Origin of the sequence: Corynebacterium sp. HMSC06D04 (genome assembly GCF_001807315.1) — a bacterium.
GTDB lineage: Bacteria > Actinomycetota > Actinomycetes > Mycobacteriales > Mycobacteriaceae > Corynebacterium > Corynebacterium simulans.
In genome coordinates, this window is record NZ_KV788561.1 from 49,034 (window position 1) to 67,803 (window position 18,770).

An 18,770-nucleotide genomic window follows, 5' to 3' on the forward strand; every position below is an offset into this window, starting at 1 on the left:
AAAAGACCTAAAACATGAAAAAGTTCTCCTCTATTTTTCTGACGCTGGTGTGCGCGCTGACTCTCGGCGCGTGTGGCGTCCAAGGCGGGTATGAGGACCTAACGAGTGAACTGCCCGCAGCAGATAGCGTGAGCGACCCTCGTTCCTTTACCGGACTAAGTAACGTCAGCGACTTCAAAGACATCGAACCAGTGGCGGATTCCGTGGAACCGCAGCTGCCAGTAGAACTCACGGACGCTGACGGCAACGATGTGACCGTCAATGACGTCTCGCGCATCTTGGCTCTCGACATCTATGGCACCTACACCAAATCGCTGACTGGCTTAGGCCTAGCGGACAACATCGTCGGTCGCACTGTTTCCTCAACCGAACCCAACCTGCAGGATCTGCCGGTGGTTACCGAAGGCGGACACAATATCAATGTTGAGGCTGTTCTCTCGCTCGAGCCCACGCTGGTGATTGTCGATCACTCCATCGGGCCGCGCGACGCAATCGATCAGATTCGCGCCGCTGGCGTGACCACTGTGGTCATGGAACCGCAGCGCACCATCGATTCGGTTGGCGAGGACATTGCGAAGCTTGGCGGGGTCGTCGGCCTGCCCGAAGAAGCAAAGGAGCTGGGGGAGAGGTCAATTAAGGAAATCGATGAGGCGAAGGCCGCCATCGCCGAGCTGGTGCCAGACGAGCCCATGCGCATGGCATTCCTCTACGCGCGTGGCAACGGTGGTGTCTTCTTCATCATGGGAGAGGGCACGGGCGCCCGCGACCTCATCGAGGGAGTCGGTGGCGTGGATCTCGGAACCGAAAACCATCTGTCCTACGCCGAACCAGCAAACGCCGAGGCCTTGGCCAAGATCGACCCCGAGGTGATCATCATGATGACCAACGGCTTGGAGTCGACCGGCGGAATCGACGGCCTCATGCAGCGCCCAGGTGTCGCACAGACCACTGCCGGAAAGAAGCAGAGAATCGTCACCATCCCGGATGGGCAATCCTTGGCTTTCGGGCCGATGACGGGGCAGACGCTCATCAAATTGGCGAAGGCAGTTTATGCTCCAGACGCTTAATACAACGCTGAACGCACAGCCTGACGTTTTTGAGAAGCGCCAGCGCAAAAGAACGTGGGTCTTCATCGTCCTGGCGGTGCTGCTGTGTGCCGCTGCGCTGGTCTCCATCGTGTTGGGCCAGTACTACGTGCCTGTGCAGGATCTGTTTCCAATCCTTGCCGGCGGTCCGCACCAAGAGGCCTTGTCCGCCAATGTGGTGTGGGAGATTCGCCTTCCACGAATCGCACTGGGCTTTTTGGTCGGGGCGTCGCTTGGCGTGGCTGGCACCTTGATGCAGGCCGTCTTTGCCAACCCCTTGGCAGAGCCCTCCATCATCGGCGTGACCTCCGGCGCTGGCGTGGGCGCCGCCGTGGTCATCGTCTTCAACGTCTCCTTGCTGGGCACCTTCATCGTGCCTGCCGCAGCTTTCCTCACGGCACTTGCCGTTACCGCGTTGATCTATCAACTCGCTCGCCATGGCGGACGCGTGGCCGTTGTCAACCTGATCCTGACCGGCATCGCTATTAACGCAGTGTGCAATGCGGTCATCTCCTTCATGGTTTATCTGGCGCCCACCGCCAACCGGGAGCAGATCATTTTCTGGCAAATGGGATCCCTTAACGGCACGCAGTGGAAGCACGTCTGGGTGGTGCTGCCAGTGGCTGCATTAGGAGCGTTCGTGGCTTTCCGCTTGGGTGAGCAGCTCGACGCCTTAGCCTTGGGCGAACGCGCGGCGGGGCATATCGGCATCAACGTCCAAAGGTTGCGTATCGCCGCGATCGTTGCTTCTGCGGTGCTGACCGCGGGCGCAGTGTCCTTTGCTGGCCTCATCGGTTTCGTGGGACTCATCGTGCCGCACCTGTTGCGCACCATCGTGGGGCCTGCGAACAAAATCTTGTTACCAGCCTCGGCTCTTGCTGGCGCGGTACTCATCGGGTTTGCCGACGTTGCTGCACGTACGCTGATTCCCTTTGCGGACTTGCCCATCGGAATCTTCACCGCGCTAGTGGGTGGCCCCTGTTTCTTTGTGTTGTTGCGGCGGATGATGCGAAAGGGGATGCACTCATGATTTCGGTGCGGGGACTTACTGTTGAAATTGGGCACCGCAAGCTTGTCGACGCCGTTTCTTTCGACGCACAACCTGGCGAGGTTACGGGTCTCATCGGGCCGAATGGCGCCGGCAAATCGACGGTATTGGCCGCGGTCGCGGGAGACCTTGAATACTCCGGAAGCGTACAGCTGGCTGGGCTTGACCCCACGGGGCTTTCCCCAAACGAACTGGCCCGTCTGCGGGCAGTGATGCTGCAGGATGTTGGAGTGTCCTTCGAGTTCTTAGTGCGCGACGTGGTTGCGATGGGCCGAAGTCCGTGGGCGGGCACTTCATCTGAGGCTGAGGATGAAGAGATCGTCGCCGCGGCCTTAGCTGCTGCCGACGTCGCGCATCTGGCCGGCCGTGACGTCGTTACGCTGTCGGGCGGTGAGCGGGCACGGGTTGCTTTGGCCCGTGTGCTCGCGCAGCAAACCCCGGTTATCTTGCTCGATGAACCCACCGCTGCCCTGGATATCCACCATCAGGAGCAGGTACTTTCCTTGGCCCAAGCACTGGCTAAGCAAGGCGGAATTGTAGTCCTTGTGGTGCTGCATGACCTCAACGCTGCTGCCGCGTATTGCGATCACATCGTGTGCATGGCGGACGGGAAGGTGGTGGCCCACGGAACCGTGCCGGAGGTCTACGCCGATGCGGTCTTGTCCGAGGTTTATGGATGGGACATCACGGTAGCTGAGATCGATGGCCGGCTGTGCGTGTTGCCGCAGCGCTGTCCGCCCACGGGCATCGACTCACTTATCTCCACATACAAATTGTCCAGCATTTAAATCGACCAATACTCAAATCTCAACACTTTGTCTAAGGAAAAATCATGCGAAAACTAGCCCTTGTTGTCGCGCTCTCCAGCTCCCTTCTCTTGGCACCGCAGGCGAGCGCCGAGCAAACATGCGACCCCACCCAAACCTGTGCGGAACCAGCACCGCAACAGACCTCCAGCTTCGCTGAAGCATGGAATTACATCTTGGGCTTGACCGCGCTCGGTGGAATGTTTGCCATCATCGGTCATGCGATCATGAAATCGGGGCTACTTCCCGCAATGCCAGCGCTGCCGAGCATCTAGTTAATGAGCTCAAGGAGCGTGCGTACGATGGCGTGCACACGCTTGTCCAGTGGCATGTCCTCGTGCATGACGACGGCGCGTTTGTCGAAGTCCTGAACGTAGATGTTGCGCACGGTGCCGTCCTTGACCTTGCTGCCGTCTAGGAAGCACGTCTCGGGAGGAACCACCACGGCGTCGTTCTTCGTGGCGATGCACGTGTAGGTCACGCCGGGCTCGAGGTCGCCGTCGACGTTTGTATCGAGGAGGATCTTACTTCCGACGATTTGCTGCATGCCGGCTGGTCCGAACCAACCATCAATGATGGAGCGCATCACCGCTTCTTGGCGTCCGCTGCGCACAAGTCGGCTGACGATTCCGCCCTGCGTCGTGCCGTGGTTGGGGGAGCTTAGGCAGATGAGATGGCGGACCTTTTCGGCGCCGCCATCGATGCGCATCCAGTAACGGGCTAACAGCCCACCCTGAGAGTGACCGACGAGGATAGCTTTTTCTACGCCGGTAACGTTGAGGACTGCATCAATGTAGGAGCCCAGTTGTTGAGAAGACTCAGGGATGGGCTGGGTTGCTCGGTTGCCGTAGTCAGGGGCAAAAACTGCCCATCCGTCCTCGCGGAGTTGGGTGCCGAGCAGCTGCCAGATGCCTTTAGTGTCGCAGGTGCCGTGAATGAGGATTACTGGCCAGGGCCGCTCCGGCGTTGGGCGGGCGGACCAATCGTCCTCGAAGATGCCGCGGGGTTTGATGCGTGCGCCGAAGGGGAGGGTGGCTGCGGTGTCCGCTTCTAGGATCTTTTCTCCGGGCGTGGAGTCGGGGCGTGCGTGGAGGCGCGAGGCGATTTCTTGGGAGACGTCCTCGCGCAACGAGATTGCGGTTGCAGGGGTTGCGATTCCATAGCGCGGTGAGTCTTCACTGGGGCGCCAAAACTTCCCGAGTTGCTCGAAGATTGAGTTTCGCAATTCAACGATCGGATCTGGTGCCATGCGTCAAAATTGTACCCTTCATCCATTTATGCACTTCATGGGCAGTTTTATGAAGTAGTTTAAAAAGTTTGGAAAACGCTTGACCATCATCCAAAAGTTTTATAAACTAAGGCTTGCCTAATCACGGGCGGTTACTTGGGAAGATGCGCTCCACTTCTTTACCAGGTGCCGAAGATTAGTCATGGGGAGAGGGCCCGCCAGTGCGCAGCTGGTGGGCCCTCGTTAATTCAATAGCCTTGGGGCAGTCTAGCGGTCCCTCGACGGTTTCCCGGCACCGTTGAAGCTGCCGAAATGGTGTACCCGAATTACACTCGCTGGCATGACTGACCTGCAGCATGCCCACTTTGTTGAAGAGGCAGTATGCCGTCTCATCGAGCTCTATGACAGCTCGTGCTCCGTCGCGCGTAAATCCCTCGCGACGGGGGATTTCGATCGTTATAGGCACGTGGTCTATCCCAAAATCACTGTGCACGTGCGCGAATGGCAGCCCATCGACCGTTCCGAACCCTTTGGATATGTGGACCAAGCTGGCCGCTTTTCTGCCGTCATTTCCAAACCTCAGCTCCTGCGTGATTACCTCACGGAGCAGCTATCAAGGCTGACGGAGAACTATCCCTGTGACATTTACGTAGGCCAGTCGAATGAGCTCATTCCACCGGAGTACATCCGTGACGCCGGCTCAGTGCCCGAGAACCGCGGTGAGATACCGCGCCCCACTCTGGACGAGGTCAACGATGCCATCATCGACGGCGAGTGGAAGGCCTTCCACGGTAAGGAAAAACCGCTCTTCCACTTTGGCCCGCAGCGCTTCGACATCGCGTGCGCGCGCATCGAGCACTACACCGGCATCGAGGTCGACACGGTGCAGAAGTACATCCTGTTCACCAACTATGCCATGCACACCACGGAGTTTGTGAAGTTTGGCCTGCGCGAGCTCACCAAAGAGGATTCCCGCTACACGGCGCTGGTGTTGCCTACTGGGGAGACGATCCACTCGAATGACGCCGTGCTTCTCGACGTCGACGAGCTCACCCTAACCTCCCGCTATCAGATGCCACGCTTTGACCTCATCACGGCCAGCGGGGACGGAATCACGATGATCAACATTGGCGTTGGTCCATCCAACGCCAAGACAATCACGGACTGCCTTGCTGTCCTGCGCCCCGAGGCGTGGATCATGATCGGGCACTGCGCTGGACTGGACGGCCGCATGCGTATCGGCGACCTTATCCTGGGTAATGCCTATCAGCGCGAGGACCACATTCTCGACCGCAAGGTGGGCGCGGGGAATCCGATTCCCGCTATACCTGAAGTGCAGCGCATGCTGGAGGCCTCCGTGCGGGAGGTCTACGGTGACGATAATCCTTTGATGCGTACCGGCACGGTGCTCTCGACCGACGACCGCAACTGGGAATGGCGCACCTCCCGCGACCTGTGGGAGTGGCTACAGCACTCCACCGCTGTGGCGGTGGATATGGAGTCCTGCACGCTGGCGGCAAACGGTTACCGCTACCGCGTTCCTTATGGCACGCTTCTGTCCGTCTCCGATTTGCCTTTGCATGCCGTCCCCAAGCTGCCCGCACAAGCGCAGGCCTTTTACTCGAACTCTAAGGAAGCGCACGTGATGTGCGCGGTGCGCGCAGTGGAGCAGCTAGCAGGAAATCCCTCCCGTTTGCACACAAGAAAGCTCAGAAGAACTTTGGGCGAGGTTCCTTTCCGATAGACTATACGAAAAGATTCGTCGGTCGAAGGAGCAGGCAAGCCGCATGAGCGTCCCAGAATGGTTTAACTCAGAACGCGAGAACCTCACGTGGGAAACATTCGGCGAGGCAAGCCGAGCGCTCTCCCAACAAGTCATTGATTCTGGGTGGTTCCCTGATCTCATCGTGGGCGTGGCCCGTGGCGGCCTCATCCCAGCAGGCGCCATCGGCTATGCAATCGGCGTCAAAGAAATGGGCGCAATCAACGTGGAGTTCTACACCGACATCGGTGCGACCTTGCCCGAGCCAGTTCTGCTTAACCCGCAGCTGGATATCGAATCCTTGCAGGGCAAGAAGGTTCTGGTGGTCGATGACGTGGCCGATTCTGGAAAGACCCTCGATCTCGTGGTCAACCTGCTGGCGGAAACGGCCGCTGAGGTGAAGTCAGCCGTTATTTACACCAAGCCCACGACCATCTTTGAGCCGGATTTCTCGTGGAAAAAGACAGATGCCTGGATCAATTTTGCGTGGTCGGTTCTGCCTGTTATCACTGTTGACGGTTCTTTTAGGGAAGGGGCCTAGGGGCCGCTAGAGTATGTGCGGTGTCTCAACAACCCGCACCTACTTCTGTTCTCGGCAGTTTTAAATACGCATTTTCTTCGCCAGCGCGCTTTCGTATGGAGGTCTTCGGCGGCCTCGCGGTAGCGCTGGCGCTGATTCCTGAGGTTCTCAGTTTTTCCATCTTGGCGGGGCTCGATCCGCGCGTGGGTTTGTTTGCCTCGGTGATCATGGCAATCTCCATCGCGTTCACCGGCGGACGCCCCGCGATGGTTTCTGCGGCGGCGGGCGCGGTGGCCTTGGTTATTGCGCCGTTGTCGCACAGTCACGGCCTTGACTATGTGGTGGCCACCATCATGCTGGCCGGCATCTTGCAGATCATCTTGGCGATGCTGGGCGTCGCCAAGCTTATGCGTTTCATCCCGCGCTCGGTGATGACCGGATTCGTCAACGCTTTGGGCATCATGATGTTTACCGCGCAGCTGCCGCATCTTAAGCATGTGCCGTGGATGGTATACGTGCTGGTGGCAATGGGGCTGGTGATCATGCTGGTGCTGCCGCGGCTGACCACGGTGATCCCTGCGCCTTTGGTGACCATCCTGGTGGTCACGGTGTTGGCTATTGCTTTCGGGTGGAAGGTCCCGGACGTGGCCGACCAAGGTGAGCTGCCTACGAGCCTGCCGGGATTGTTTATTCCGAACGTGCCGCTGAATCTGGAGACGCTCGAGCTCATCGCTCCTTACGTGGTTGGCGTGGCTCTGGTGGGACTGATGGAATCGCTGCTGACGGCGAAGCTCGTCGACGACATTACGGACACGCACTCCGATAAGACGCGCGAGTCCTTAGGCCAAGGCGTGGGAAACATCTTGTCCGCACTGATTGGTGGAATGGGTGTGTGCGCGATGATTGGCCAGACCATGATCAATGTGAAGGGCGCGCAGGCACGCACGCGCTTGTCGACGGTCCTCGCCGGCGTCTTCCTGCTCATCCTCGTCGTGGTCTTGGGGGAGACCGTCGGCCGCATTCCTATGGCGGCGTTGGTAGCGGTGATGATTATTGTCGCTGGTACGACCGTGGATTGGCATTCGATTAACCCGCGCACGCTGCGGCTTATGCCGCTTTCGGAAACAGTGGTCATGTTGGTAACCGTGGTGGGCACCTTGCTTACCCACAACTTGGCAGTGGGTGTGGTCGCCGGTGTGCTGGCGGCGTCGGTGGCTTTTGCTCGCCGCGTGGCGCATTTCGTGTCGGTGGACTTGGAGGGAAACACCTACTTTGTGCGTGGGCAGCTTTTCTTCGCGTCCTCGAACGATCTGGTTTATGCCTTCGACTACACGTTGCCGGAAGAGCACGTGGTTATTGACCTAAATGGCGCCGAAATTTGGGATGCCTCCACGGTGGCGACGCTGGATTCGGTGCAGGAAAAGTATGCCGACCGCGGGGTCGAGGTGGAATTCCGGGGCTTGGATGGTGCGAGCTTGCAGCGCTTGGAGCGTCTGAGCGGCAAGTTAGACAGGTAGTTCTTTTGGTTGATTTTCTCCTTAAATATTGATTTTTAGGTAACCCTAACTTTAAGTTGGTTTCGTTAAGTTAGGTAAGCATTACTTTTCTAAGGAGAATTTATGACCATTGCGCTAGATCGACCGTTATCGCTGGCTTTGCGCGAGGAGACTGCGCGTGCCCACGAGGCGGCGGAGGGATCGAGCTTTATGCAGCGGCTCATGGCGGGAGAGCTAGATGCCAAAGCTGTCGCCGATCTGACCGGTCAGCTGTGGTTTGTGTATGAGACATTGGAGCGAACAGTGCGTGCTGTGGCGGAAACGGCCACCGCGGGCGCTGTGGCCGATCCGCGTTTGGAGCGCCGCGATGCTCTCGAGGTCGATCTGACTCAGCAGCTGGGAGGGGATTGGCGTGATAAGGTTCGCATCTTGCCGGCTACCGCGGCTTATGTGGCCCGCCTTGAGCAGTTGGCTACACCTGAGCATGCAGTTGAGGTTGTGGCGCATCACTATGTGCGCTACCTCGGTGACATTTCCGGCGGCCAGGTTATTGCGGCGCGGTTGGGTGCACTGTATGGGATTGATCCGGATGCGCTTAACTTCTACGACTTCACCGCGATCGGGAAGATTCCTCCTTACCGCAATGGTTACCGACAGCGTATTGATGAGATGCGATTGGCAGAAGCAGAGCGGGCGGCGCTTATCTCTGAGGCCCAGGCGGCCTTTGCGTTTAATTCGGGCATCTTTGCTGAGTTAGATCGGCGACACTAAAACAGGTCTTGACTTTAAGCTTAGCCTTGCCTAACCTCTGTTAGGTATAGCAAAGCTCAGTTTGCATACTCTCATCTACACTCTTTCTGATTCGGAGAACTAAATGAAGCCAATCTCTGTACTCACCGCCACCACTCTCGTGGCCGGTGCTCTCGCGGTACCTACTGCTACCGCTGCCCAAATTCCTGCCCTCGCTTCCGGTGAGCTCAACTGGCCCATCAAGGAGTCCTTCATTTCCTACGTACAAAAGCCTTTTGCGAAAGGTAAGATTGAGGCCACTGATGGTGCCGTCCTCGCTGGCAAAACTTTCAAGCTTCCAGTGAATGCTTCCGCATCCAAGGTTGACGCAAAGGGTAACGGAACCATCGACACTAATGGCTCGCTGCACTTCCAAGCGCACCCGGGCCTGGGCCCAAATGGCAGCTTTGGTCTCGATATGACGTTCAGCGACATCAAGGTAGTGGTTTCCGGCACTGATGCCACCATCACGGCGGACGTGAAGGCCACCGGCACCAAGGGGCCAAGCAGCAAGGAGGCACTTGAGACCAACCTGGATGACGCAAAAATCTCCACTTTTAAGTTGAGCGAGGCAATTGTTCCGGCAGCAGAGAAGACCTACACCACCAAAGGTGCACAGACGTCCATCACCCAGGTTGGCAGCGACGTGATGCTGGGCACCTACAAGCCAGGACCGCTAGAGGACGGAAACACTGACCTCACTGTCACCTATGGCAAGGCGGCTGCTGAGCCAGAAGTGAAGCCAGAGCCGAAGCCAGAGTCGAAACCAGATCCAAAGCCTGACGCGGGTTCTTCCGCGGGTGCAATCGGCGGCATTGTAGCCGCGATTGTTGCGATTCTGGCTGCAGTCGGTGCTGCCTTCTCTGGTGCGATTCCGGGCCTGAAACTGCCGAAGCTGTTCTAGGCAAGGGCGGCGTCGTCAAGCGTGGCTTGGTTGTGTCGCGGTTGTCCTAAGGGGGAATGCAGTGGTGGATATCCTGAGCAAAGTTAGGAGATCCAACCCAAAAAGTTGCCTTGACCGGCATGTTTGCTAAAGCAAACCTTCCTAGCGCGACGGAAATAAATCTGTATTGTTGGTGTTGCACTTAATGAATCGCCCCGGTTTGATAGGCAATTGTACTTTCCGGGGTGTCTTAGAGAAAGGTTCCTGACATGGACGAGAAGCTGCAAACCCTCCTGAACAATCAGGTCAACAACGAGCACGGCGCTGCTCTTATTTACACCCAGCTGGCATACGAGATGGATAACCTCTCCTTCCCAGGTATGCGCGACTGGTTCTACGCGCAGGCAGAAGAGGAGCGCGCGCACGCGCAGAAGTTCGCGCAGCACCTGCTGGACCGCGGCTACCGCGTTGAGCTTTCTGACATCTCAGTTCCTTCCATCAAGGCAGCTACCCCGCTGGATGCTTTCGAGGCGGCTTTCGCGCACGAGCAGAAGGTCTCTGAGCAGATTCGCGAGATCGCGCGCACCGCTGATGCGGCCGGCGATCTGGATTCCCGCTCCATGATCAACTGGTTCCTGGAGGAGCAGATCGAGGAGGAGTCCACCGTCAGCGAGATCGTCGACCAGATCAAGCTCGTGGGCAACGATGGCTCTGGCCTCCTGCGCATCGACGCAGAGCTTTCCTCCCGCGGCTAAGCCTTTAGCTCGAGCGGCACGCGCAGCAGGGGATCGAGCGCAATTGCGCGGGTAATCGCCCCCACGATCTCCTGATGCGAGGGGATGAGACGTAGCTGGGCGGACTTTCCGGCTTTTTCTCGTACGACTGCCGCGAAACGTTTCGGCGCTGCAGGGTCATCAAGGAATGCTCCACCGGCGAGCACAACGGTGGTGGGCTCATGCTCCTTGATGAGCTGTGCCGCGACAAGGCCTAGATGGCGAGCGCGTTCATCGAGGATCTCGCGGTGCGCGGAGGTATCGACGCTGTCTAGCTTTTTCTGTACGGCGGCGGTAGTTAAGGTTTCCTCTGGGTGGGGCACCTCTGCGATGGAAGGCAGGGGGATGATCTGGGAGACTTCGTCGCCGGTGGAAAGCGCGGCGCCGATCGAGTCATCCGCAAAAAGCACTAGAACCGGATCGGTATTTCCAAGTTCCGCGGCTTGGGTTTCGGAGCCCAAGATTGCGGGCACGGCGGAGGAAACCACAACGGGCACGCTGAACTGATAGCGCAGGCGCTCTGCGATGTCGACGTCGACCCAGCCCAGGTTTGCGGCGGTGACGCGGCCCGCGGCGTCGACAGTGCCGGAGGTGGTAATGCCCACGGAGACCAGTTTGCGGTCGAGGCCTGCGCTTAGGCGATGGACGCCGGCCATGATGTGCTCGATGAAGTCCTCCTCGCTCAGCTGCGCGACGGGGGTAGGTACGTCATCTTCGCGGATGGTGCGCCCGAGCGTGTCGTAGAAGCCGATGTGGGTCTGCGAGGTACCCACGGCAATTCCGGCCAGGATCCAGTCATTTTCGGCAACTTCGAGCGGAACCGTGGGGCGCCCGCGGCCTCGGGAACGGGTGAGATCGTTTCTTTCCTGGATGAGGCCCGCCTGGAGCAGTGCTGCGGTGGCGCGGGTGATGGTGGGCTGGGAAAGTCCTGTTGCCTCGACGAGCTCACTGCGCGTGATGATGGGGTTTAAACGCACGAGGTGAAGGCACTTAGCCGCTGGGGTGCGCGGGCGAGTGAACACGGGGCCAGGTTTGAGCATAATTAGAAGTATAGATTTTCTAGACCGTATTGTCTAGCAGGTATTCGCAAGATTAGACAACATTGTCTAAGGACTTCTTTCTATAGTGTGGTGTCCATGGATTCAATTGCGGTTTATTGCGGCTCGGCCACCGGTAACTCGGAAGCATATATCGAAGCAGCCCGTCAGCTGGGCGGGCAGCTGGCAGATCGTGGAATCAACTTGGTTTACGGCGGCGGCAACGTGGGGCTCATGGGCGTGGTAGCGGATGCATGTCTGGCAGGAGGCGGAACGGTCACCGGCGTGATCCCCGAACAGCTGGTGGACCTAGAGCTTTCACATCCTGGCCTGACCTCACTTGAAGTGGTGGAGACCATGGCGCAGCGCAAGACCCGCATGGAGGACTTGGCAGATGGCTACGTGTGTCTGCCGGGCGGCGTGGGCACCCTCGAAGAGCTCGCGGAGGTGCTGACCATGCAGCAACTAGGCCACGTCGACGGCCCCGTTGGCTTGGTGGACGTCGCCGGATTCTGGCGTCCTTTCGTGGACATGTACGCGGGCATGTCAGAGGCGGGCTTCGTGCAGCGCCGCTTTGTGGATGCGATCGTGCTTGAGCCAACGCCAGCGCAGGTTCTGGATGCCTTTGCGGGTTGGACTAATCCCGGGATGAAGTGGGATAACAAGTAGCTAACAAGCTGACAACGTTTGGCGCCTAGGTTGGCCCTAGGCTCCAGGTAAAGGATAGACTTCACCCTCATGAGTTCAGAGCCAAACCAGAGCCGCCATCCTTCCCTCTTGGACGCGGCCTGCGATAACTTTGTGCACGATCTTGCGGAGCTAAGCCCTACCGAAGCAACGGCGTGGGGCATCCCGGGATTCGAAGGCGAGCTGCAGGATTTCTCGCCGGAGTACTACGCGGCTATTGCTGACCGCACCCGTGACATGGTCGCTGACGTCGATGCTCTGGATGACACCACTGACGAGTCCGATGATGAAGATGACTTCGACGATGTGGATTACGTGACCGCAGCCGTCTTGCGCGATCGCCTTTGCCTAGAGCTGGACTTGCACCACCACGGCGAGGATATGCGCAGCCTCAACAACATCGCCTCCCCGGTGCAGACCATTCGCGATACTTTGCTGCTGATGCCGCAGGATACCCCTGAGCAGCTTGATGCCATTCGCTCGCGCCTGTCCAAGGTCGGTGGCGCACTAAGCGGATACAAGGATTCCTTGCAGGAGTCGGCGGCACATGGCCTGATTCCGCCGCATCGCCAGATCAACGAAGTCTTCGTCCAGTGTGAGCGGCTTGCCGACGCCGGTTCCATGCTGGAGAGCCTTGGCGTCGAGGGTACTGAGGTCGAGGCGGCAAAGAGCGCTTTTGGGCAGTTCGCTGATTGGCTCTCCAATGAACTACAGCCGCAGGCTTCCACCGAGGATGCGGTGGGCCGCGACCGCTATGAGCGGTTTTCCAAGCTTTTCGTCGGCGATACCGTCGATCTTGATGAGGCCTACGAGTGGGGCCTGGAGCGTGTCCAAGAAATCCGCGCTGAGCAAGAAAAGATCGCGCACGAGTTGTATGGCTCTGAGTGCACCGTGAAGGCCGCGATGCGCAACCTCAACCAAGAGGAGCGCTACGTGCTGGAGGGCACCGATGCGCTCGTGGAATGGATGCAGGGCACGGCGGAGAAAGTCATCAAGGATTTGGATGGCACCGAGTTCGACATTCCGGAGCAGATCCGCGATATCGAATGCTGCATCGATCCTGCCGGTACAGGCGGCATCTTTTATACCCCGCCTTCAGATGATTTCTCGCGTCCCGGCCGCATGTGGTGGTCAGTTCCGGCTGGCCAGGAGCGTTTCCACACCTGGCAAGAGCTGACCACGGTTCACCACGAGGGCGTGCCGGGCCATCATCTGCAGCTGGGTTCTGCGCTGGTCCAAGATGATCTCAACCTGTGGCGCCGTGCGGTGACCTGGAACTCGGGCCACGGCGAAGGCTGGGCGCTTTACGCTGAGGCGCTCATGGCGGAGCTGGGTTATATGGAGGATCCGGGATTCCGCATGGGGCTTCTCGACGCCCAGCGTTTCCGCGCCGCCCGCGTTGTGGTGGACATCGGATTGCACTTGGGCAAGAAGCTGCCGGACTGCAGCAACTCTGGCAAGTGGGATAAGGCCCACGTGAAGACCTTCATGCGCGAAAACACCGCGATGGATGACGCGAACCTCAACTTTGAGGTCAACCGCTACCTGGGCTGGCCGGGGCAGGCGCCTTCCTATGCCTTGGGCGAGCGCCTATGGCAGCAGACCAGGCAGGAGGCCGTGGAGCAGGGAATGAGCGTACGGGACTTCCACTCCGAGGCCTTGGCGCTCGGCTCTGTCCCCATGTCCGTGCTGCGCGAGGCTGTACTGGAGACTGACTAAGGGCGCAGACGCTTTGCCAAGCGTAGGAGTTGTGGCAAATAACCAGCGACGACGAGGACCGCTATGAGGCGGGTGAGCTGGACTGCGATGACCGCGGGGCCGGCCCCGCCCTCGGCCGAGAGTGCGAGTACGGTCTCCAGCGCGCCGGGGCTGGTGGCCAGGTAGGCCTCGAAGTAGGAAATGTGTAGCCACATGGTCAGCGGCCAGGCGGTGGCCGCGCAGATGCCGATAATGACCACGATGAACAAAATTGTGGCAGGCAGCTGCTTGGCAAAGGCCTTGAGCGCCGGCAGCGAAAGCCCGCCGCCGCAGACCCAGCCGATGGACAAAAACGCCATCACCTTAAAGGCGTAGAGTGGCTCGAGCGTGTGGCCCTCCGGCAACACGAAAGAGGCTAGCACTGTCAGCAGCAAGGGACCGAGCACCGCGGCTGCGGGGAGGTGGAGGAACCTGCCTACCTTTTCGCCGATGAAGGCAATGGCGATCACTAGGGCAACTATCCACCAGGTGGTTTCGCCGTCGACCGAAAGATCCGCTCCCTTGCCGGCGGGCGTGTCCAATAGGGCGACCACGGCCGGTAGCGATACCGAGACTACTAAGAGGCGCAGGTATTGGGTGAGGGCGACGTAGCGGAAGTCGGCACCGAGTTCGTCGGCAAGCGCGGGCATGAGCGAAGCACCACCCGGCAGCATAGATAAAATACCGGTTTCGGAAGAGACATCCTGTGGCCGTGCGCGGTGTAAGAGTTGGCCGCCGATAACTCCCACCATCAGAGTGACAAGGGAGATCGTCAGGGCGGCAGGCAGGAAGCCAAGCAATTGGCCCACCGGAACCACGGTCAGCGGGATGGCAGCCATGATGCCAATAAAGCCGCGCGACAGGCTATAAAAACTCCGGTTTACGTGCAGATCTTCCCCGGTAAAAAGCGCCATGGCGCCGGAGGAAAGGATCGCTGCCAAAATCCAGGCCGCAGGTACGTGCCACATGCTAAAGAGCCAGCCCAGTACGACTGATGCTGGAATAACAATGGCCCACCGTGCCACGGTACGGGCACTAAGCCGGGTGCCTTCCTGTTGTGCGGCCATGCGAGCCTCCCGGTTCTGCTGCGGAAAAGTATAATGCCTGCTTTTCTCCACTACGGGGAGGGCAGTAGGCGGGTTATCACCTTACATCATTCAAGATTTATGATCGGGGGCGTGGAAATCGATGTGGTGCAGTGGATAATTCTCTTCTTTGGTACTGCGGCCGCGGGATGGGTCGATGCGGTCATCGGCGGTGGCGGATTGATCTTGATCCCGATGCTGCTGGCGGTCCTGCCGGGCCTTGCTCCGGCCGCTGCTTTGGGCACTAGCAAGCTCGCCGCGGTGACCGGCACCGGATCCGCTGCCGTGACCCTCGCTCGCAAGGTGAAGCTGGACAAGGCAGAAATGGCGCGCTTCATCCTCATCGCGCTGGTCTGCTCCGGATTGGGGGCCAGCGTGGCCTCGAGCCTCGATAAAGACATCATGCGCCCCATCATCATCGTGCTCATGGTGGCCGTGGGCATCTTCGTTGCCTTCAAGCCAGATTTTGGCAACAGCGACTCGGCCGGTATCCGTGGCGGGTGGCGGACCGTCGTGGTCTTGGTGCTCTCCGGCATCATTTCCTTTTATGATGGCATCTTCGGTCCGGGTACCGGAATGTTTTTGATCATGGCGTTTACCTCTATTTTTGCGCAGAATTTTTTGACCTCTGCGGCCATGGCCAAGGTAGTCAATACAGCTACCAACCTCGGTGCGCTTATCGTATTTATTATTGGCGGGCACGTGTGGTGGACGCTTGGCATCGTGCTCGGTGTAGCCAATATCGCCGGCGCACTCCTCGGCGCTCGTACCGTACTTGGTGGCGGCGCCAAATTCATCCGCTACGCGTTACTTACCTTGGTCGTGGTCATGAGCTGCTACCTGGGCTGGCAGCAATGGGGCTAACTACATTCGGTTTTTGGTGCGCGCGGTAGCAACCGCGTTCCACGGGTCCTCCGGCCACGGGTGTTTGGGGTAGCGCCCGCGCACATCGGCGCGCACGCCAGCATAGGGGCCGGACCAGAAGCTGGCGAGATCATCGGTCACCGCGAGTGGCCGCCCGGCGGGGGAGAGCAGGTGGAATTGCACGCGGTGGCCGCAGTATTCGGGAGATGCGGCCAGGCCGAAGCATTCTTGTAGCTTGATGTGAACCACGGGGCGATCGCCGGACCAGTCGATTCGTGCGTCCCGGCCGGAGGGGACTGGGAGGCGTTCAGGGGCGAGCTCGTCCAGGTGGGTGGCTTCTGGCCAGGGCAGAAGGCGTTGCAGCGCGGGGTACATGTCGAGCTTGGCGGCGGGGGTTCCTTCCGCGATGCGGTGGAGTTCGGATCCGAGCCACTCGGCGGGATCCGCCTGCTCCACGTCTGGCCACGGCTCGCCAAAGTGGGCGTGCAGGTGGCGCAGGCGGTCTTTTAAACTTTGGGCCTTCTCGCTGAAGGTAAAGAGGCCTAGGCCTTCTTCACGGATGCCGGCGGCAAGTGCCCCCTCGGCTGCGGGGCCGGTGACTTTGACAGGGGTTTCAGAAAGCGTGATGGCGCCCGCGGCCTTGACTTTGACGCCGCGCACACGGCCATCGCGCAGGAAGGCGCGGGTTTCTTCGGTGACGCCGATGGCCGCCAGAGCTGCGGTTTCCTCGATGCGGGCGGCCGAGCGGATGATGGCATTGCCCGCATTAGACAGGGAAACCTCCGCGATGGCGAGCCACGGGGAACCGGTGAGGCCCGAGCTATCGAGCAGGCGCGCGCGGGTGCCGCTAGCCAGCAGGTAGTCCTCGCCCATGCGCTTGGCCACCTGCTCGGGAAAGGCGGTGGCGACGACCTCCCCGGGATCGGCGGGGCCGAGATCGTCTACGAGACGTGCAAGCCGCTTGACCTCTTTTTGAGGTGGGCGGTGACGGGTGAGATCGGGGGTTAAGGGGGCGTCGGCAAGCGAGGCGATAACGGGCGCGGCCTGGCTGCCGTGGCGGAGCAAGGAGGCGCCGAGGCGCGGATCGGTGGGCAGGAGGGCAAGCTCCTGTGTGGCACCAATGCGCTTGAGCGTTGCCTGCGCGGATGCGAGGGCCTGGGCTGGGGGCGGATCGAGCAGCGGGAAATCGGGGCCCGCGCCCCAGCAGTCCAAAAACAGCGCGGCCTGGGTTAGGTCCGCGGAGAGGATCTCCGGAGTAGTGTGTGGGGAAAAGTGCTGATAATCGTCCTGCGAATAGCAGCGAATCACGGTGCCTGGTGCCTCACGGCCAGCACGACCAGCGCGCTGGTCGGCACTCGACTTTGAGGTAGACACCGTCACTAGCCCGGACATGCCGCGTTGGGTGTCGCGCCGGGGAACGCGGGAAAGCCCGGCATCTACCACCACGCGCACGCCCGGCACGGTAAGCGAGGACTCCGCGATAGAGGTAGCTACGACGATGCGCTGTTCATCGGTATATAGCGCGGCGTCTTGCTCCGCGGTGGTCTGCTTGCCGTGCAGCGGGAACACATTATGGCCCTGCAGCGCTTCACAGACGAGGTTTACTTCGCGCACGCCTGGCACAAAGACCAGCGTTGATTCCTGCTGACAGGCTGCCTGCTTGGCGACGTCCCCGTAAAACTCCCTCGTTCCCGCCGCCCTGCCCGGCAGGGGCGCGTAATGGATATCAAGCGGATGGGTCACCGCCTCGGTCACGTGCACGGGTGCGTCCATAAGTTGGGAAAAGCGCTGTGCATCCACGGTGGCGGACATGGCGATGACGCGAAAGTCCTCACGCAATTCGGTCAGCTCCAGGCACATGCCTAGCACCAAATCCGTATCGAGCTGGCGCTCGTGGACCTCATCGATGGCAACGGCGGACACGCCCTCGAGCTCCGGATCCTTAAGCAGGCGGCGCAGCAGCACGCCCGGCGTGACGAACTCGACCTCGCTGCCCTTGCGGGACTCGCCTCGGATGGCGAAGCCGACCTTGTCCGGGGTGCCGCTAAGCGTGCTTAATCGCTGCGCGGCCGCTCGCACGGCCACACGACGTGGGGCGGTGACAATGACTTTGCCACCTCCTGCCGCATGATTGGCTAGCGCCGGTGGCACGAGTGTGGTCTTACCCGTGCCGGGCGGGGCCTGGATGACGACGTTTCCGGTTTCCGGCAGCGAATCGATGGTCTCGGCGACGGGCAGACCATCGCCGATGCGAGCGAGATCAAACATTTACTTGGCGGCTCCAAAACCTTCGACAGGACCGTTGAGATCCTGGCGTTCCCAGACCTCTTCATTGTCTTCCAGCTCGCGCACCACGCGGCCGGGTGATCCCAGGACCAGCGAATTATCCGGGATATCGGTGGTAATAAGTGTGCCTGCGCCGATGACACAGTTCTTTCCGATGGTGATGCCTGGCAGCACAGTGACGTTGGCACCGAGCCAGGTGTTGTCACCGATGGTGATGGGCTTGGCTATCTCCCACCCACCAGCGCGCATCTCATGATCGTTTACCGGATGCCCCACCGTAATCAGGGAGCAATTGGGGCCCACCATGACGCCATCACCGAGCATCACCTGGGCCTGGGCCAAAATGGTAGCGCCAAAGTTAATGAAGACGCGCTCGCCGCATACTAGATTGCAGCCGTACTCCAGATTCAACGGCACATGCAGGCCTGGCACCGCGGAATCTTCCGGCAGTATCTCGTGCAAAATGCCTTCGGCACGCTCCTGGTCCGTATTGTGCAGCTCGTTGAGCTGCTTTACCAAGCGAAAAGTGCGCTGGTGCTCTTTCTTCGCCTCCGGCATGCTCGGCAAGAACCACTCCCCACCGGTCATTCGCTCCCATGAGCCGTAGCGTTCCAAGTCCTGCCGCTCCTGTGCATCCATGGTGGTCATTGTAGAGGGTGAGTGGATCGATTTATTGGGGTGCTC

Annotated in this window: 18 protein-coding genes; 13 read left to right on the plus strand and 5 right to left on the minus strand. The window is 59.7% G+C overall.

Annotation, left to right across the window (positions count from 1 at the left end; genetic code table 11):
• Positions 1–14: 14 nt before the first annotated feature.
• From HMPREF3155_RS11200 to HMPREF3155_RS11215, 4 genes are read left to right on the plus strand one after another with little or no spacing between them, the layout of a single operon-like run.
• Entirely contained in the window at positions 15–1,067 is a 1,053-nt protein-coding gene (locus tag HMPREF3155_RS11200) for a heme/hemin ABC transporter substrate-binding protein (protein WP_070433344.1), read from the plus strand.
• Positions 1,051–2,115: a FecCD family ABC transporter permease gene (locus HMPREF3155_RS11205; protein ID WP_070433345.1), complete on the plus strand. Its 1,065-nt coding sequence runs from the start codon at positions 1,051–1,053 to the stop codon at positions 2,113–2,115. Before HMPREF3155_RS11200 ends, HMPREF3155_RS11205 begins: the two co-directional genes overlap by 17 nt.
• Positions 2,112–2,921 (plus strand): heme ABC transporter ATP-binding protein, encoded by an 810-nt coding sequence (locus tag HMPREF3155_RS11210; protein WP_070433346.1) that lies wholly within the window; start codon positions 2,112–2,114, stop codon positions 2,919–2,921. The genes HMPREF3155_RS11205 and HMPREF3155_RS11210 overlap by 4 nt, the downstream gene beginning before the upstream one ends.
• A gap of 44 nt (positions 2,922–2,965) precedes the next feature.
• Positions 2,966–3,214, plus strand: a complete 249-nt coding sequence (locus HMPREF3155_RS11215; protein ID WP_070433347.1) for a hypothetical protein — start codon at positions 2,966–2,968, stop codon at positions 3,212–3,214.
• On the opposite strand, the gene HMPREF3155_RS11220 is transcribed toward HMPREF3155_RS11215, so the two are convergent.
• Positions 3,211–4,188 (minus strand): esterase/lipase family protein, encoded by a 978-nt coding sequence (locus HMPREF3155_RS11220; RefSeq protein ID WP_083281313.1) that lies wholly within the window; start codon positions 4,186–4,188, stop codon positions 3,211–3,213. The genes HMPREF3155_RS11215 and HMPREF3155_RS11220 overlap by 4 nt on opposite strands.
• A gap of 319 nt (positions 4,189–4,507) precedes the next feature.
• On the opposite strand from HMPREF3155_RS11220, the gene amn reads away from it, so the two are divergent.
• From amn to HMPREF3155_RS11250, 6 genes are all read left to right on the plus strand, one after another.
• Positions 4,508–5,911 carry an AMP nucleosidase gene (amn, locus tag HMPREF3155_RS11225; protein WP_070433348.1) on the plus strand — a complete coding sequence of 468 codons (1,404 nt, stop codon included), beginning with the start codon at positions 4,508–4,510 and terminating at the stop codon, positions 5,909–5,911.
• Between the two features lie 43 nt (positions 5,912–5,954).
• Entirely contained in the window at positions 5,955–6,470 is a 516-nt protein-coding gene (locus HMPREF3155_RS11230) for a phosphoribosyltransferase (protein WP_061919934.1), read from the plus strand.
• Positions 6,471–6,565: 95 nt separating this feature from the next.
• Positions 6,566–7,966, plus strand: a complete 1,401-nt coding sequence (locus HMPREF3155_RS11235) for a SulP family inorganic anion transporter (protein ID WP_061919935.1) — start codon at positions 6,566–6,568, stop codon at positions 7,964–7,966.
• Between the two features lie 102 nt (positions 7,967–8,068).
• Positions 8,069–8,716 carry a biliverdin-producing heme oxygenase gene (locus HMPREF3155_RS11240; protein WP_061919937.1) on the plus strand — a complete coding sequence of 216 codons (648 nt, stop codon included), beginning with the start codon at positions 8,069–8,071 and terminating at the stop codon, positions 8,714–8,716.
• A gap of 103 nt (positions 8,717–8,819) precedes the next feature.
• A complete protein-coding gene (locus HMPREF3155_RS11245; RefSeq protein ID WP_070433349.1) occupies positions 8,820–9,638 on the plus strand; it encodes an HtaA domain-containing protein in 819 nt (272 codons plus the stop codon).
• A 248-nt stretch (positions 9,639–9,886) separates the two neighbouring features.
• The gene (locus tag HMPREF3155_RS11250) at positions 9,887–10,372 is read left to right on the plus strand and encodes a ferritin (RefSeq protein WP_070433350.1); all 486 of its coding nucleotides are present in this window, start codon (positions 9,887–9,889) and stop codon (positions 10,370–10,372) included.
• Here HMPREF3155_RS11250 and HMPREF3155_RS11255 read toward each other — a convergent pair.
• Positions 10,369–11,430 (minus strand): ROK family protein, encoded by a 1,062-nt coding sequence (locus tag HMPREF3155_RS11255; protein WP_061919943.1) that lies wholly within the window; start codon positions 11,428–11,430, stop codon positions 10,369–10,371. The two genes, HMPREF3155_RS11250 and HMPREF3155_RS11255, sit on opposite strands and share 4 nt — an antisense overlap.
• A gap of 96 nt (positions 11,431–11,526) precedes the next feature.
• On the opposite strand from HMPREF3155_RS11255, the gene HMPREF3155_RS11260 reads away from it, so the two are divergent.
• On the plus strand, positions 11,527–12,096 hold the full coding sequence (locus tag HMPREF3155_RS11260; protein WP_062039239.1) for an LOG family protein: 570 nt from the start codon (positions 11,527–11,529) through the stop codon (positions 12,094–12,096).
• A 69-nt stretch (positions 12,097–12,165) separates the two neighbouring features.
• Positions 12,166–13,833 (plus strand): DUF885 domain-containing protein, encoded by a 1,668-nt coding sequence (locus HMPREF3155_RS11265; protein WP_070433351.1) that lies wholly within the window; start codon positions 12,166–12,168, stop codon positions 13,831–13,833.
• Here the strand turns inward: HMPREF3155_RS11265 and HMPREF3155_RS11270 are convergent.
• Positions 13,830–14,918, minus strand: coding sequence for an AbrB family transcriptional regulator (locus tag HMPREF3155_RS11270; protein WP_070433352.1), 1,089 nt, complete (start codon positions 14,916–14,918; stop codon positions 13,830–13,832). The genes HMPREF3155_RS11265 and HMPREF3155_RS11270 overlap by 4 nt on opposite strands.
• Positions 14,919–15,017: 99 nt before the next feature.
• Here HMPREF3155_RS11270 and HMPREF3155_RS11275 point away from each other — a divergent pair, with 99 nt between their 5' ends.
• Positions 15,018–15,800 carry a TSUP family transporter gene (locus tag HMPREF3155_RS11275; RefSeq protein WP_083281314.1) on the plus strand — a complete coding sequence of 261 codons (783 nt, stop codon included), beginning with the start codon at positions 15,018–15,020 and terminating at the stop codon, positions 15,798–15,800.
• Here the strand turns inward: HMPREF3155_RS11275 and HMPREF3155_RS11280 are convergent, their stop codons facing one another.
• Together HMPREF3155_RS11280 and HMPREF3155_RS11285 are read right to left on the minus strand one after the other, a co-directional pair.
• Positions 15,801–18,068 carry an ATP-dependent RNA helicase gene (locus HMPREF3155_RS11280; protein WP_070433353.1) on the minus strand — a complete coding sequence of 756 codons (2,268 nt, stop codon included), beginning with the start codon at positions 18,066–18,068 and terminating at the stop codon, positions 15,801–15,803. It abuts the gene before it with no gap.
• Positions 18,069–18,734 (minus strand): sugar O-acetyltransferase, encoded by a 666-nt coding sequence (locus HMPREF3155_RS11285; RefSeq protein WP_070433354.1) that lies wholly within the window; start codon positions 18,732–18,734, stop codon positions 18,069–18,071. It lies immediately after the preceding gene.
• Positions 18,735–18,770 lie beyond the last annotated feature (36 nt).